Origin of the sequence: Sphingomonas sp. CCH10-B3, assembly GCF_001556185.1 — a bacterium.
GTDB lineage: Bacteria > Pseudomonadota > Alphaproteobacteria > Sphingomonadales > Sphingomonadaceae > Sphingomonas > Sphingomonas aquatica.
On sequence record NZ_LSIJ01000030.1, the window covers coordinates 1 to 12,912 of the forward strand.

Consider the following 12,912-nt stretch of genomic DNA (forward strand, 5'->3'; position numbering starts at 1 on the left):
GGGCGGAACTGGTTAACTGTCGCAGCCGAACTTGGTCGAAGCAACAATTGTCAGCTCCGCTAATGTAAGGATAACGAAAATGGCGCGGCGACGGAAAGACAATGCGTCTCGGACAATACAGGGAATGAAGCTATGGTTGGGCAACCGCACGGGATTTACGACAGCTTCACCGAACAGGGGCTCTTTTGGTTTCCCGAAAAGCGCGAGGACAAGGTTCCTGGCACTCTTAGCTATGACCCTGAGAGCGGCGCAGTGCTAAAGCTACTCGGGATCTTCGGCGAATTCCATGAAGCGGTGAAACGAGCTTTCGGGGGCGTGCGCAACGACCAAGTCGTCATTCATGGTGTGACGACCAAAGGCAAACCCATCAGCCTTTTGCAAGCCTTCGATACTAGCAGACACCTCCATATGCCGGGTATCCCTCACGAAACCTGGTGGGCGAACTTGCTAGTGATCGGCGCGCACATCAATTCTGCTGACGATGAGGCCATCTTCGATAAGTCCTATTTCCGGTTTGACGAAATTGAAACGTGGCTTGAGCACAGCCCTTTCACTGATACGTTCGACATCGATACGAGGACGCTGTCCGTCCTTGCCGAGATTCCTCAGGAAACAGCCTTTGCATCGCACACCGATTTTGAGGTGAGTTCGATTGGGAACCTGTATCGCAACAACGATCAATCAACCCGGTTTTTAATCGACGCCCCCAGCCAAATGGCAATCACGCCACGGAAGCCCGAATCACTCAGTTGGCATCTCGATCGAGCCGTCCGTATCCAAGAGTTGGCCTCCCTGTGCACAGGTCATTTCCTTCCGCTCACCTCGCTGGAACTGCGTGGCCCCGATGTGGAACTGGATGGGGGCGGGACGCGGCCTACCGAAGCGCACTTCTACGCGCGCATGATTCACGGCGAAACGCGCAATGACGCCAAGCCTAAACGTCGCACACCGATCGTGACCGGTCTTGAGCTTGTTCGGTTCAATCCGCAGGCCGTGCAACTATGGTTCGACCAGTTTGCTGTGTTCGACCCAGCGTTGCGCCTATTTTTCACGATCACCGGAGAACGAATGATCTTCACGAACATCTGGCTCCTGCTCGCGATCCAGGCGCTTGAGGTGTTTCATCGACGCACCAGCGTCGAGACTGTCATTCCCGAGCACAAATTCGCGGAGTTCGCTGAGGCGATGGTGGCAGCAATCCCACGCGACACCGCGCCCGACATGCGCGAAAAGCTCGAATCTCTCTATCGCTTCGCCAATGAGCCAAGCCTTAAACAGCGCCTGAGGTCGATTGTAGCCTCGCTGACCGACGCCTTTGGCGAGGCGCCGGGAGGCTTCAACGGCAAGTTCTTGCGTAAGCTCGTCGATACGCGCAACTACTATACCCATTTCTCTGAGGAACTCACTCTGCGGACTCTGGATGGGGAGGAGATGTATTGGGCGACCCGGCGTGTCGTGCTCTTGTTGACCCTGCTTTTCCTCCAGCGCCTCGGGATCGCAGCCGACGATATCAAGCCTCTCCTCCAACGGCATCACGAGTTCGCGCAGCTTTGGGCGAAGGCAGACCGACCAGTTTGAGGGGCGCGTCGACGGGTTGATTTGCATTGCTTCTCCGGATTGGAGCCGAAGCGTCGGTTTTAGGGGGCGGCCAACATCCCCTAAGGCACACCCCTCACAACACCCCAACACCCCGCAGGGATGGCGTGATCTGCTCGAACACTGGGCAACGGTCGCCCCCGCATGCACCATCGCGCGCACCGCACCACTACGCACCGTCTACAGGATTGTTTTGGCTAAAACCTTCAGCTAGCTCTTGATTCTAGGGTCGCGGAAAAGCCCGGGGGCGGCATCGCGGATCAGGGTTCAGGGGGGTTAAGGCGATGAAGCGGACGGTCACTCTCACGATGGTCGCGGGCGCAATTGCGTTGATGCCGCAGGCGGGGGCCGCGCAAGACAAGGCGGCCGCGCCTGCGGCCGCTGCATCGGCCGTCCCAACCGCCCCGACCGCTATCGTCTTTTCCGAAAAAGGCGCCAACGGGATGAGCGACCTGCCGATGGGCGTGCATCGCATCCCCGACAGCAACGTCGTCGTGTCCGGCTATCAGGGCGGCGGCGGCTTGGGGATTTTGTTCGGTGTGGTCGGCATGCTGGTGCAGAGCTCGATCAGTACCGAAACCACCACCGGCAAGGTTCGCAATGTCGAGGATGACCTGCGCTTCGACGTCCGGGCGCAGGCGATCGAGGCGACTAACCGGATCATGGCGACCGACCAGTTCCGGACAGCCTATACGCTGACGCCGCAGCCGGGTGGCAGTACGATGACCGTGACCCCCTATGTCGTGCTGACCTTTGTCAAAAAGACCAATGATGTTCGCCCCTTCGTCGTGCTGAAGACAAAAATCGCGACCGGCACCGACTCGGGCAAGACGATCAAATATTTCTGCTGTGAGGGGAAGGCGCTGCCGCTGGCGAGCCTGACCGAAAACAATGGTGCCGGTCTGAAAGAACTGCTGACGAGCGAACTCGATACGGCGGTGAACGTGATGCTGCTGGATCGTTCGCAGCCCTTTCCCCGGAACAACGATGCCAAGGTCGACACCAACGGCTTGCTTCCGTTTGTCGGCAAACCGTTGAAGTGGCGGGGGTTCGATCTGGGGCGTTACAAGGATTACAGTCTGATCGAGTTTCGCGGCGGGCTCTTCGTTTTCTCGGGCGTGAATATCGTCGAGCCGGGCGGGCTGGAAATCACGCCGGTGGTCAAGAAGTAAGCGCCGATACCGCGAGGGGGTGATGCACGGTCGGCTGAGCGACCGACAGATCACCCGGTCATACCAGCTCGCAACGTCAGCTTCCCCTCACCGCCGAGCCCGCTCATCGTCGCGCTGGACGATCAGCTTGCGCACTCGGTCGATGCCGGTGTTGAAGTCCGCCGTGTCGCGCGGGCGGAGCGTTGCCGCGCGGCGATAGGCTTCGATCGCGGCTTCGTAATCGCCGCGCGCTTCGGCGCAGATGCCGACGTCATAGGCGACCGCGAATTGCGGCGCGGCCTGATCGATCGCGGCGAGTTCCGCACAGGCGCCGGGCAGGTCGCCCTGCGTGCGGCGGATCGCCGCCTTGAAGCGGTCGTGATAGTCCTTCGGCAGCCCGTCGCGGCTTTCATAAAAGCGCGGGGCATAGGTTTCGGTGCGGGGGGAGATTTCGCGCGCGATCTCCTCGGCGATCGAATCGGTCATGCCGCGCACCACGCCGTCGACCGGGCCCGGTGCGCTCTGATTGGGGCACCAGGTCACCGCGTTGCGGCGCGGCTTGCGCGTCGAATAGACGACGCGGCCGTCGTTCGCGCGGGCGATGCGCAGGTCGGCGGCGACGTCGATCGTACGCTGGCGGCAATATATCGTCCGCTTTTCCTTGCGCGCGCATTGCTCGCGGCCGAAATTGTCCTTGGTCTTTTCGACGCACTCCTCGCGCTCCTGCGTTACGCGCGATTCGTTGATTTCGGTGGAGACGAAGCCCGACAGGATGCCGTCGACATTCCCGCCGCCGGCGACCACGCTGTAATGGCCACGGTTGCCGATCGCGCGTTCGAGCGCATAGCCCAGCATCCGCCCGTCAGGCCCGTCGATGCGATCGACGCCCATCCGCTTCAGGAAGCTCGGCTCGCGGTAATCGGCGGGGAAGCGCCCGGTGATCTGCACGCTTTCGGCCAGCGCCGCGCCGCTCAGCGCCAGCGCCCCGACGGCCACCAGCTGCCACGACCTGAATCGCCCCATGACGTCCCCCTTTTGCCAATGTTGGCGAGAAGTTAGCGCGGTTGCGCGCTACAGCCAACTGCGTTCGCGGAACCATTTTGTGATGATGTACTTTACGCCGCGCACCACTGGCATGCCTTCGTGGAGCGTGAGCACATTCGGGCTGCCGTCTGCCGCCATGTTGTTCCACGCGAGCAGCAGCCCGCGCTTGGGCGCAACGCGGAAACCGGCCTGCGGGAACCAGGTCGCGCCGCCTTCCTCTACATCGTTCAGATAGACCATCGCGGTCCACGTCCGCTGGCCGCCCTGTTCGCGCACCTTTTGCCAATAGGATTGGGTTTCGAAGAAATAATCGTGGTGCGCGCGGAAATGCTGACCCGGGGCATAACGCTGGCCTTGAATCGTCTCACCATTTTCGGGCGGCTGGCCGAGCAGCGCGGCAATGCCTTCATCGACCGGGCGAATGTCATCGGCCCAGCGTTCGAGGTCGCAGCTTTCGCTGGTGCGGAAATTCTCCTCGGGGTGGTCGCTGAGCAGAGTAGAGGGCCGCCGCCCCGCGTCGATCCGCGCGATCAGCCGCTTGCAGGTGGCGGCGTCGAGAAAGTCGTCGATGCGGTACGCCTGCACGCCATCGACTGCGATCGGCACCGCGCGCGGATTGGCGGCAAGCGAGGCGGCGACCGATGCGCCGATCCCGGCGCGCAGCGGCGAGGCTGGGGACGATTTCCTGAAGCGACTGAACACGGGCGCGACTCTGCCGTCGCCCGATCAAAAAGCAAGGCCCGGCGGGGGTGTCGCCGGGCCTTGTCCGTTCACGTCACGGCATCAGTAGAAGATGCCGTACACCACATCGATCACTTCGCCCGTCTCGACGTCGACGAGCAGCGCGTCGTCATAATAGCGGACCCATTCATAGGGATAATAGGCTTCGGGCAGGCGATAAAAATAGGGATCGCTGATCCAGTAACGCTGGTCGAACAGGATGCTGTTCAGCGTGTAGCCGATCGCGAACCGCCGATAGCCAAAGCTCCAGCCATAGGGCGCGTAATAGCGCGGCAGGCGGAAGACATCGCGGTTGTAATTGCGATAGCTCTGCCAGTTCCAGCGGTTGTCGCGCCGCCAGTCGCGGTTCCACGCGCCGCGATAGCCGTTCGAATAGAACCCGTTGCCGCGATAGTTCGGCTGGTTGCGGTAGGCGCCACGGAAATCCTGCCGGAAGTTGCCCTGGAAGCCATAGCGCTGGTCGCCCCGGAAATCGCGGCGGAAGTCCTGCCGGTCATCGCGGCGATCGTTGCGGAAGTCCTGGCGATCGTCGCGGCGGTCGGCACGGAAATCCGGGCGCTGGTCGCGGCGGTCGTTGCGGAAGTCCTGCCGATCATCGCGACGATCAGCGCGGAAATCGGGACGCTGGTCGCGGAATTGCGGGGCAGGGGCGACGCCACCGAAATTGCCGCGATTCTGGCGCCAGTCGGGCCGGTTCGGGCGCGGCTGGTCCTGCACCTGCGGTTGTCCCTGAAAGGCGGGCGGCGTGACATTGCGCTGGGGCCGGTCGATCGTTACCTGCGGCACATCGGCGCGCGGCTGGTTGAAGCGGCGATCGGGCCGGTTGAATTGCGGCGGCTGTTGCGGGTTGAACGCACGATCGGGCCGCTGAAACTGCGGCTGCGCTTGCGGCTGGGCCTGAAACTGCGGCGGCCCCCGGAAATCGCGCGACTGGCGCGATTCGGACGGCTGAAAGCGCGGGCCGTTTTCGTTGCGCTGGAATTGCCCGCGCCCGCGCAGCTGCGGCTCCTCCTGAGCAAGCGCGGCACCCGGCAGCAATGCCACTGCGGCCAGCAGGCCGACCATAAACGACTTACGCATCATGTCCCTCCAAACAGGCGTCGTTCCGATGGGCCGGTGGCGACGATGACATGCTTTTGCGCCGCGCGCGATGAGCGGTTTCTGAATTGGCGTGACAGCCAATTGAAAGCTTATTTCTTATCCGGCGGCGTCAGCGCGGGGACGATCCGCGCGGCATCGGCGGGCTCGATGCCGGGGCGGGGCGGGCCGACAACTGTTTCGTCGCCGCGCTGGATGCGCGCGGCGAGCTGTACCGCTTCGATCACGCGCGGATAGACGCCGCAGCGACAGATATTGGTGATCGCCGCCTCAATGTCTTCTTCCGACGGGTTGCGGTTCTTCTTGATCAGCACGGCGGCGGCCATGATCATGCCGGGGATGCAGAAGCCGCATTGCGGCACGTTCTTGGCGATCCACGCCTGCTGCACCGGATGTTCGCGCTCGCGCGACAGCCCTTCGATCGTGGTGACGAACGCCCCTTCGAGGCTGCCGATCGCGACCTGGCATGACCGCACGGCATTGCCGTCGACATCGACCGTGCAGGTGCCGCAGTGCCCGGTGCCGCAGCCATATTTGGTGCCGGTCAGGTTGGAGGCATCGCGCAGCGCCCAGAGCAGCGGAGTCTTGGGGTCCATCCGATATTCGATCGGCTGATTGTTGACGGTGAATTTGGTCATGGCGCGAACGGGCGTTGCGGGCTGGCGGTATCTGAGACCATGCGTTCCCCGTCGATGACGATCGGGCTGGCGACGCCGGGGATGCCGTCGCGCGCGATCGCCATCCCGCGTGCGGTCACTTGCGGGTCGGCGAAGACCTCCGCGACGGTGTTGATCGGCCCGGCGGGGACGCCCGCGGCTTCGAGCGCTTCGTAGAGATCGGCCTTTCGCCAGGTAACGATCACGGCGGTGAGTGCGGCGATCAACGCCGCGCGATTGCGCACGCGCTCGGGGTTGGTCGCGAAGCGGGGGTCGTCGGCAAGCGGCAGCGCCAGCACTTCGCACAATTTGCGGAACTGGCCGTCGTTGCCGACCGCGACGATCAGCTCGCCATCGGCGCAGGCGAACGCCTGATAGGGTGCGAGGTTGGCGTGGCCATTGCCCATGCGGTGCGGCACGACTCCGCTCGCCATCCAGTTGAGCGCCTGGTTGGCGAGCACCGCGACCTGAGCGTCGAGCAGCGCCATGTCGATATGCGCGCCCCGGCCGGTTGCATCGCGCTGGCGCAAAGCGGCGAGGATCGCGACGGCCGAATAGACCCCGGTGAAGATGTCGGCATAGGCAATGCCAGACTTCTGCGGCGCGCCATCGGGCTCGCCGGTCATCGACATGATGCCGCCCATGCCCTGAATGATGAAGTCATAGCCCGCGCGGTGCGCATAGGGCCCGGTCTGGCCAAAACCGGTGATCGAGCAGGTGATCAGGCGAGGGTAGGCGGCGCTGAGGCTTGCATGGTCGAGGCCGTATTTGGCGAGCCCGCCGACCTTGTAATTCTCGATCACGACATCCGCATCGGCGATCAGGTCGCGCACCTGCGCCTGACCCTCGGGCGTGGCGATGTCGATTGCGACCGAGCGCTTGCCGCGATTGGTCGAGTGGTAATAGGCAGCGTCGAGATTGGTGCCGTCGGGCGCGATCATGAACGGCGGCCCCCAGTGGCGGGTGTCGTCGCCCGCACCGGGGCGCTCGACCTTGACCACCTCGGCGCCGAGATCGGCGAGCAATTGCCCGCACCACGGCCCCGCGAGAATACGCGCGAGTTCGACCACCCTGATCCCGGCGAGCGGGCGAGGACTCATGCAAGCGGCTCGCGGATGGCGTAGACCACGTGCGGCGTCGGCACGCCCGCCATGTCGAAGTCGATCGTGCGATCGGGGAGCAGCACGCCGCCGATCTTCTCCATCGCGCGGCGCGAGCGGATGTTGCCCTTGCCGACGTAAAACACCGCCGCATCGAACCAGCGCAGCGCGTGGCCGACCATCAGCGTCTTGATCTCGCGGTTGGTGATCCCGCCCCAGTAAGCACGCGCCAGGAAGGTCCAGCCAATCTCGACTTCGCCCGGCTCGACCCGGCTGCGGTCGTACCGGCTGGAGCCGATGACGGCACCGGTCGCATTGTCGCGGATCACGAGGCACCCGCCCGACGCCATCGCATCGGCGAAGAAGCGGCGGAACACCGCTTCCTGCCAGCGATCATGCGCGGGATGCACTTCCCAGATCAGCGGATCGGCGGCGACCGCGAACAGCGCATCCCAATCCGCCGCGCGCAGCGGCGACAGCGTGACGGTGGCGCCGGTCAGCGTCGGCTGCGCGTCAAATTCGGCCGTCTCAACCATCAGAAGGCAGCAATCCCCGTGATCGCGCGGCCGAGGATCAGCGCATGCACGTCGTGCGCGCCTTCATAGGTGTTGACCGTTTCGAGGTTCATCAGGTGGCGCATCACTTGATATTCGGCCGAAATGCCGTTGCCGCCATGCATGTCACGGGCGGCGCGGGCAATGTCGAGCGCCTTGCCGACATTGTTGCGCTTGACGATCGAGATCATCTCGGGCGCGAACTTATGCGCGTCCATCAGTCGCCCGACGCGCAAGCTCGCCTGCAAGCCCAGCGCGATCTCGCTGGCCATGTCGGCGAGCTTCTTCTGATAGAGTTGCGTGCCCGCCAGCGGCCGCCCGAACTGCTTGCGGTCGAGGCCATACTGGCGCGCGGCGTGGTAGCAGAACTCCGCCGCGCCCATCGCGCCCCAGCTGATCCCGTAACGCGCGCGGTTGAGGCAGCCGAACGGCCCCTTCAGCCCCTGCACATTGGGCAGCAGCGCGTCCTCGCCGACTTCGACGCCGTCCATCTGGATCATGCCGGTGATCGACGCGCGCAAGGAGAGCTTGCCCTCGATCTTGGGCGTGGCGAGGCCCTTCATGCCCTTTTCGAGGATGAAGCCGCGAATGCCACCGCCGTGCGCGTCGCTCTTCGCCCAGACGACGAATACGTCGGCGATCGGCGAATTGGAAATCCAGGTCTTGGCGCCCGAGATGCGATAGCCGCCGTCGATCTTCTCCGCCTTGGTCAGCATGCCGCCGGGGTCGGAGCCGGCATCGGGCTCGGTCAGACCGAAGCAGCCGATCCACTCGCCGGTCGCGAGCTTGGGCAGATATTTGTGGCGCTGTTCTTCCGATCCATATTCGTAGATCGGGAACATCACGAGGCTCGACTGGACGCTCATCATCGATCGATAGCCCGAGTCGATCCGCTCGACTTCGCGCGCGACGAGGCCGTAGCTGACATAGGACGCACCGACGCCGCCATATTCGGCCGGGATCGTCGGCCCGAGCAGCCCGAGCGCGCCCATTTCGCGGAAGATTTCGGGATCGGTGGTTTCGTGCTGGAACGCATCGATGATGCGCGGCGCCAGCTTGTCCTGCGCATAGGCAGCCGCCGTATCGCGGACGGCGCGTTCCTCGTCATCGAGCTGATCGTCGATGAAGAAGGGATCGGCCCAATCGAACCTGCTCATGCCGGACATTTTTCGTGCTCCTCTGCGTGCTGCTTTCCGATTCCGCGCAACCGCGTGATTTGTCCAGCCCTGTCCTTTGGGCCGCGTCCCTTTGACGGCTGATCGTCATTCCCGCGAAGGCGGGAATCCATTCTGGCCGAGGTCCGAGAGACTCTCGAAGTTCGGCGGCTATGGATCCCCGCCTTCGCGGGGATGACGAATGCATATGGCTGCATCTTGGCGCGACAGGTTCTAAAGGACGGTCATGACTCAGCCCATCCGCCCCTGCCGCTCCGCGCTCTACCTCCCCGCGTCCAACCCGCGCGCGATCGAAAAGGCGCGGGGGTTGCCGTGCGATGCGGTGATCCTCGATCTCGAAGACGCGGTCGCTCCCGAAGCCAAGGTCGAGGCACGCGCGGCGGCAGTGCTCGCCTTCGATACCGGCGGCTTCGGCGAGCGGCTGACCGTGCTGCGGGTGAACGCGCTCGATACGGCATGGGGCGAGGCCGATCTGGTCGCCGCGGCGAGCTTGGGGATCGACGCGGTGCTCGCCCCCAAGATCGAGACCGCCGCTGATGTCGCGCGCTACCGCGAGCGGCTGGGCGGGCAGAAGCTATGGGTGATGATCGAGACCGCGCGCGCAGTCGCGAACCTCCAGCCGATTGCCGATGCGGTCGGCGCGGGCGGCGCGCTCGTGATCGGCACCAACGACCTTGCGCTCGAGATGCGCTGCGCCGGGCGCGCGCCGCTGCTCCCGATCCTCACCCTCGCGGTCGCGGCGGCGCGGGCGAGCGGGCTGGCGGTGCTCGACGGCGTGCGCAACGATTTCAGCGATGTCGAAGCCTTTCTTGCCGAGGCAGAGCAGGGCCGCGATATGGGCTTCGACGGGAAGACGCTGATCCACCCTGCGCAGATCATGGCGTGCAACGGCGTCTTCACGCCGAGCGCCGACCAGGTCGCGCGCGCCCGCGCGATCGTTGCCGCGTTCGACCTGCCGGAGCATGCAGGCGAAGGCGCGATCCGGCTCGACGGGAGGATGGTCGAGCGTTTGCACCTGAACGAAGCGCAGCGCACGCTCGCGCTTTTCGCGGCGGCCAATTCGGCCTATGCTGGCGCAAAACAGGATTAGGAGACGTCTACGATGGCCACTGCGCTCAAGCCCGCCGAAACGCTCCGCGACCGCTGCTCGCCCGAGGAATGGCAGGCGCGCGTCGACCTCGCCGCCGCTTACCGGCTGGTCGCGATGTACGGCTGGGACGACCTGATCTTCACCCATCTGTCAGCGCGGGTGCCGGGCCCCGAGCATCATTTCCTGATCAATCCCTACACGCATATGTTCGAGGAAATGACCGCGTCGGCGCTGGTCAAGATCGACGTCGACGGCAACAAGGTCGACGACACGCCCGCCCCGGTAAACCGCGCGGGCTTCGTGATCCATTCGGCGATCCATATGGCGCGCGAGGATGCCGCATCGGTGATGCACCTGCACACGCCCTATGGTCAGGCCGTGTCGGCAATGGCCGAAGGGCTGCTGCCGCACACCCAGACATCGATGATCGCCGGGCATGACGTGGCGTATCACGAATATGAGGGCATCGCGACCGAACTCGAGGAACGCGAGCGGCTGGTCGAGGACCTCGGCAGCAAGAACACGATGATCCTGCGCAACCACGGCACCTTGGCGGTGGGCGCGACGGTCGCGCAGGCATTCCTGCGGCTCTATTTCTTGGAGCGCGCGTGCGAAGCGCAGGTGCATATGCTGAGCGCGGGGCGGTCGGGGTTGCACAACCCGCCGCAGGGCGTCGAAGGCAAGGTCGAGGAACAATCGAGCGGCGCCGGGATGGCAATGCTCGCGCAGGGGCTGGCCTGGCCGGCGCTGCTGCGGAAGTTGGACCGGCATAATCCGGGTTATGCGGAGTAGGGGATAGCTTTCCCCACACCCGCAACCGTCACCCCGGCCTTGTGCCGGGGCCCACGGTGCCGCAAGCGATGTAGCTTGAGCGGAAAGTGCATCGCCTGATGCCCGGTGGGCCCCGGCACGAGGCCGGGGTGACGACAATGGGGCACGTCGGCTTTCGCCCCAGTTGCTGTCGTTCATTGAGTACGGAACGACCCTCAAAGTCCACCGTCGCCCCGTGCTTGACACGGGGCTGGGCTTTTCTCGTCGATGCCACCGGCGAACCATTGATCCCAGAGGTCGAGCCACGCCGGATTATCCGCCTCGATCAGTGCGAACTTCCATTCGCGCCGCCATTTCTTCAGCAGTTTCTCGCGAGCGATCGCAGCCTCGATCTCGGCGTGGAACTCGACATAGACGACCCGCGTCTTGCCGAAGTCGCGCACATGAGTCGACCCGGCTCCTTCGCGATGCTGATAGACGCGCCTGATGACGTCGGCTGACACGCCGACATACATTCCCCCGCGATACCGGTTCGCGGTAATGTAGACCCACCCGCCTTTCGCCATGTCGTTTTGTCGCAAGCGGTAGCCCGGAAGAAAAGCCTAGCCCCGTGTCAAGCACGGGGCGACGAGCCAAAAGGGACGGGATGGGTCAGGCACAACGACGGCTAAAAGCAGCGCGACCGCCAACCACCGGTCGCAGCCCACCCATCCCTCAAGGCACCAAAACCACCCGCCCCACGGCCTGCCGACTCTCGATGTACGCATGCGCTTCGGCTGCCTCGGACAGTGCAAACCGGCGGTCGATCACCACTTCCAGCTTTCCAGCGGCGACATCCTCGATCAGCCCCTGGATCATGTCGTGCACCCGGTCGGTCATGATCTCCGCGCCCAGGAACACCCCGCCCAAAGTCCGGTTGCCGCCCATCAGCGAGGCGACGTCGACCTTCATTGCCTCGCGCCCGGCCGCGCCGACCATCGACAGCCGCCCCCGATAGGCGAGCGCGTCGATCGAGCCTTGGAGCGTCGTGCCGCCGACCGGATCCACCACGACATCGGCGCCCTTGCCGCGGGTGAGCCGCCGGACTTCGGCCGCGACCTCGTCGCGCTTGTAGTTGATGCCGTGGTCGAGGCCGTAAGCTTTCAGCCGATCGAGCCGTTCGTCGCTTGAGGCAGTCGCAATCACCGTCGCACCCGCTTGCTTGGCGAGCTGGATCGCGGCGATGCCGACGCCGCTCGCGCCGGCCTGAATCAGCGCGACTTCGCCCGCTTTCAGCCCGCCGCGCCCGAACAGGCATTCATGCGCCGTCCCGAAGGCGACCGGCACGACGGCTGCCTTGGCGAGATCGAGGCCGGCGGGGATCGGCCAGCAATTGCGTGCCGGCACCGGACGCAGTTCGGCATGGGAGCCGAAGGCGTCGACCGTCGCGACCCGGTCGCCGATCTTCAGATGCGATACTTCGGCGCCGACCTCGACGATCTCGCCCGCTGCCTGATAGCCGACGATGTGCGGCGTGGTGACGAGCGGCCCGCGCCAGCGATTGAGCGTGTCGCCGCCCTCGATGCTGACCGCCTCGACGCGGATGACGACGCCCTTGGGGTGGCAGAGGGGATCGGGCACGTCCTCATACACCAGCACGCTGGGATCGCCGTTGGTATAATAGACCGCTGCTTTCATATGTCCGCTCCTGTCTTTGGTTTGCGCGTATCTGCGCCTGTCGCATCGCCGATGGCAAGCGGTGCGGTGGCAGCGCCGAACGGTGCTGTGCGCACGACGAACGGCGCCGAGCGCATCAATCGACATGCTAAATGCAAATGACACATCATTATTGCGATAGTTAACGTCCAGTAAACGATCAATAGAGCTCGACAGTAATCCAACACAGGATCATCATCCAACTCACAAGCCGAGTCGTAGTGAAGATAGCTCCTCGGCA

General features: G+C 64.2%; 13 protein-coding genes. 4 read left to right on the forward strand and 9 right to left on the reverse strand.

Going from position 1 to position 12,912, the window contains the following annotated elements; all coding sequences use genetic code 11:
- The first annotated feature begins 132 nt into the window (after nt 1–132).
- Both AX672_RS06835 and AX672_RS06840 read left to right on the forward strand, forming a co-directional pair.
- Nucleotides 133–1,578, forward strand: a complete 1,446-nt coding sequence (locus tag AX672_RS06835; RefSeq protein ID WP_066650255.1) for a HEPN domain-containing protein — start codon at nt 133–135, stop codon at nt 1,576–1,578.
- Between the two features lie 302 nt (nt 1,579–1,880).
- The gene (locus tag AX672_RS06840) at nt 1,881–2,768 is read left to right on the forward strand and encodes a hypothetical protein (protein ID WP_066650257.1); all 888 of its coding nucleotides are present in this window, start codon (nt 1,881–1,883) and stop codon (nt 2,766–2,768) included.
- Nucleotides 2,769–2,855: 87 nt separating this feature from the next.
- Here the strand turns inward: AX672_RS06840 and AX672_RS06845 are convergent, their stop codons facing one another.
- From AX672_RS06845 to AX672_RS06875, 7 genes are all read right to left on the reverse strand, one after another.
- A complete protein-coding gene (locus AX672_RS06845) occupies nt 2,856–3,770 on the reverse strand; it encodes a tetratricopeptide repeat protein (RefSeq protein WP_066650259.1) in 915 nt (304 codons plus the stop codon).
- A gap of 48 nt (nt 3,771–3,818) precedes the next feature.
- A complete protein-coding gene (locus tag AX672_RS06850) occupies nt 3,819–4,493 on the reverse strand; it encodes a prolyl hydroxylase family protein (RefSeq protein WP_066650260.1) in 675 nt (224 codons plus the stop codon).
- Between the two features lie 81 nt (nt 4,494–4,574).
- Entirely contained in the window at nt 4,575–5,612 is a 1,038-nt protein-coding gene (locus AX672_RS06855) for an RcnB family protein (RefSeq protein WP_082730430.1), read from the reverse strand.
- A gap of 110 nt (nt 5,613–5,722) precedes the next feature.
- Entirely contained in the window at nt 5,723–6,268 is a 546-nt protein-coding gene (locus AX672_RS06860) for a (2Fe-2S)-binding protein (RefSeq protein ID WP_066650263.1), read from the reverse strand.
- Complete coding sequence (locus tag AX672_RS06865; protein WP_066650264.1) at nt 6,265–7,386, reverse strand: CaiB/BaiF CoA transferase family protein; 1,122 nt, start codon at nt 7,384–7,386, stop codon at nt 6,265–6,267. The genes AX672_RS06860 and AX672_RS06865 overlap by 4 nt, the downstream gene beginning before the upstream one ends.
- Nucleotides 7,383–7,922, reverse strand: coding sequence for a GNAT family N-acetyltransferase (locus AX672_RS06870; RefSeq protein WP_066650267.1), 540 nt, complete (start codon nt 7,920–7,922; stop codon nt 7,383–7,385). Before AX672_RS06870 ends, AX672_RS06865 begins: the two co-directional genes overlap by 4 nt.
- Nucleotides 7,922–9,106 (reverse strand): acyl-CoA dehydrogenase, encoded by a 1,185-nt coding sequence (locus AX672_RS06875; RefSeq protein ID WP_066650276.1) that lies wholly within the window; start codon nt 9,104–9,106, stop codon nt 7,922–7,924. Before AX672_RS06875 ends, AX672_RS06870 begins: the two co-directional genes overlap by 1 nt.
- A gap of 235 nt (nt 9,107–9,341) precedes the next feature.
- Here AX672_RS06875 and AX672_RS06880 point away from each other — a divergent pair, with 235 nt between their 5' ends.
- Both AX672_RS06880 and AX672_RS06885 read left to right on the forward strand, forming a co-directional pair.
- Complete coding sequence (locus AX672_RS06880) at nt 9,342–10,205, forward strand: HpcH/HpaI aldolase/citrate lyase family protein (RefSeq protein ID WP_066650278.1); 864 nt, start codon at nt 9,342–9,344, stop codon at nt 10,203–10,205.
- Between the two features lie 12 nt (nt 10,206–10,217).
- Entirely contained in the window at nt 10,218–10,997 is a 780-nt protein-coding gene (locus AX672_RS06885) for a class II aldolase/adducin family protein (RefSeq protein ID WP_066650280.1), read from the forward strand.
- Between the two features lie 194 nt (nt 10,998–11,191).
- On the opposite strand, the gene AX672_RS06890 is transcribed toward AX672_RS06885, so the two are convergent.
- Nucleotides 11,192–11,542, reverse strand: coding sequence for a GIY-YIG nuclease family protein (locus AX672_RS06890; RefSeq protein ID WP_082730424.1), 351 nt, complete (start codon nt 11,540–11,542; stop codon nt 11,192–11,194).
- A 148-nt stretch (nt 11,543–11,690) separates the two neighbouring features.
- Nucleotides 11,691–12,653 (reverse strand): quinone oxidoreductase family protein, encoded by a 963-nt coding sequence (locus tag AX672_RS06895; RefSeq protein WP_066650282.1) that lies wholly within the window; start codon nt 12,651–12,653, stop codon nt 11,691–11,693.
- Nucleotides 12,654–12,912: the final 259 nt, after the last annotated feature.

Excerpts from the sequence above, each read along its gene's own strand:
- AX672_RS06895 (WP_066650282.1), bottom strand. The coding sequence starts at position 12,653 with ATGAAAGCAGCGGTCTATTATACCAACGGCGATCCCAGCGTGCTGGTG.
- AX672_RS06845 (WP_066650259.1), bottom strand. The coding sequence starts at position 3,770 with ATGGGGCGATTCAGGTCGTGGCAGCTGGTGGCCGTCGGGGCGCTGGCG.
- AX672_RS06855 (WP_082730430.1), bottom strand. The coding sequence starts at position 5,612 with ATGCGTAAGTCGTTTATGGTCGGCCTGCTGGCCGCAGTGGCATTGCTG.
- AX672_RS06860 (WP_066650263.1), bottom strand. The coding sequence starts at position 6,268 with ATGACCAAATTCACCGTCAACAATCAGCCGATCGAATATCGGATGGAC.
- AX672_RS06840 (WP_066650257.1), top strand. The coding sequence starts at position 1,881 with ATGAAGCGGACGGTCACTCTCACGATGGTCGCGGGCGCAATTGCGTTG.
- AX672_RS06885 (WP_066650280.1), top strand. The coding sequence starts at position 10,218 with ATGGCCACTGCGCTCAAGCCCGCCGAAACGCTCCGCGACCGCTGCTCG.
- AX672_RS06880 (WP_066650278.1), top strand. The coding sequence starts at position 9,342 with ATGACTCAGCCCATCCGCCCCTGCCGCTCCGCGCTCTACCTCCCCGCG.
- AX672_RS06870 (WP_066650267.1), bottom strand. The coding sequence starts at position 7,922 with ATGGTTGAGACGGCCGAATTTGACGCGCAGCCGACGCTGACCGGCGCC.
- AX672_RS06890 (WP_082730424.1), bottom strand. The coding sequence starts at position 11,542 with ATGGCGAAAGGCGGGTGGGTCTACATTACCGCGAACCGGTATCGCGGG.
- AX672_RS06875 (WP_066650276.1), bottom strand. The coding sequence starts at position 9,106 with ATGTCCGGCATGAGCAGGTTCGATTGGGCCGATCCCTTCTTCATCGAC.
- AX672_RS06835 (WP_066650255.1), top strand. The coding sequence starts at position 133 with ATGGTTGGGCAACCGCACGGGATTTACGACAGCTTCACCGAACAGGGG.
- AX672_RS06865 (WP_066650264.1), bottom strand. The coding sequence starts at position 7,386 with ATGAGTCCTCGCCCGCTCGCCGGGATCAGGGTGGTCGAACTCGCGCGT.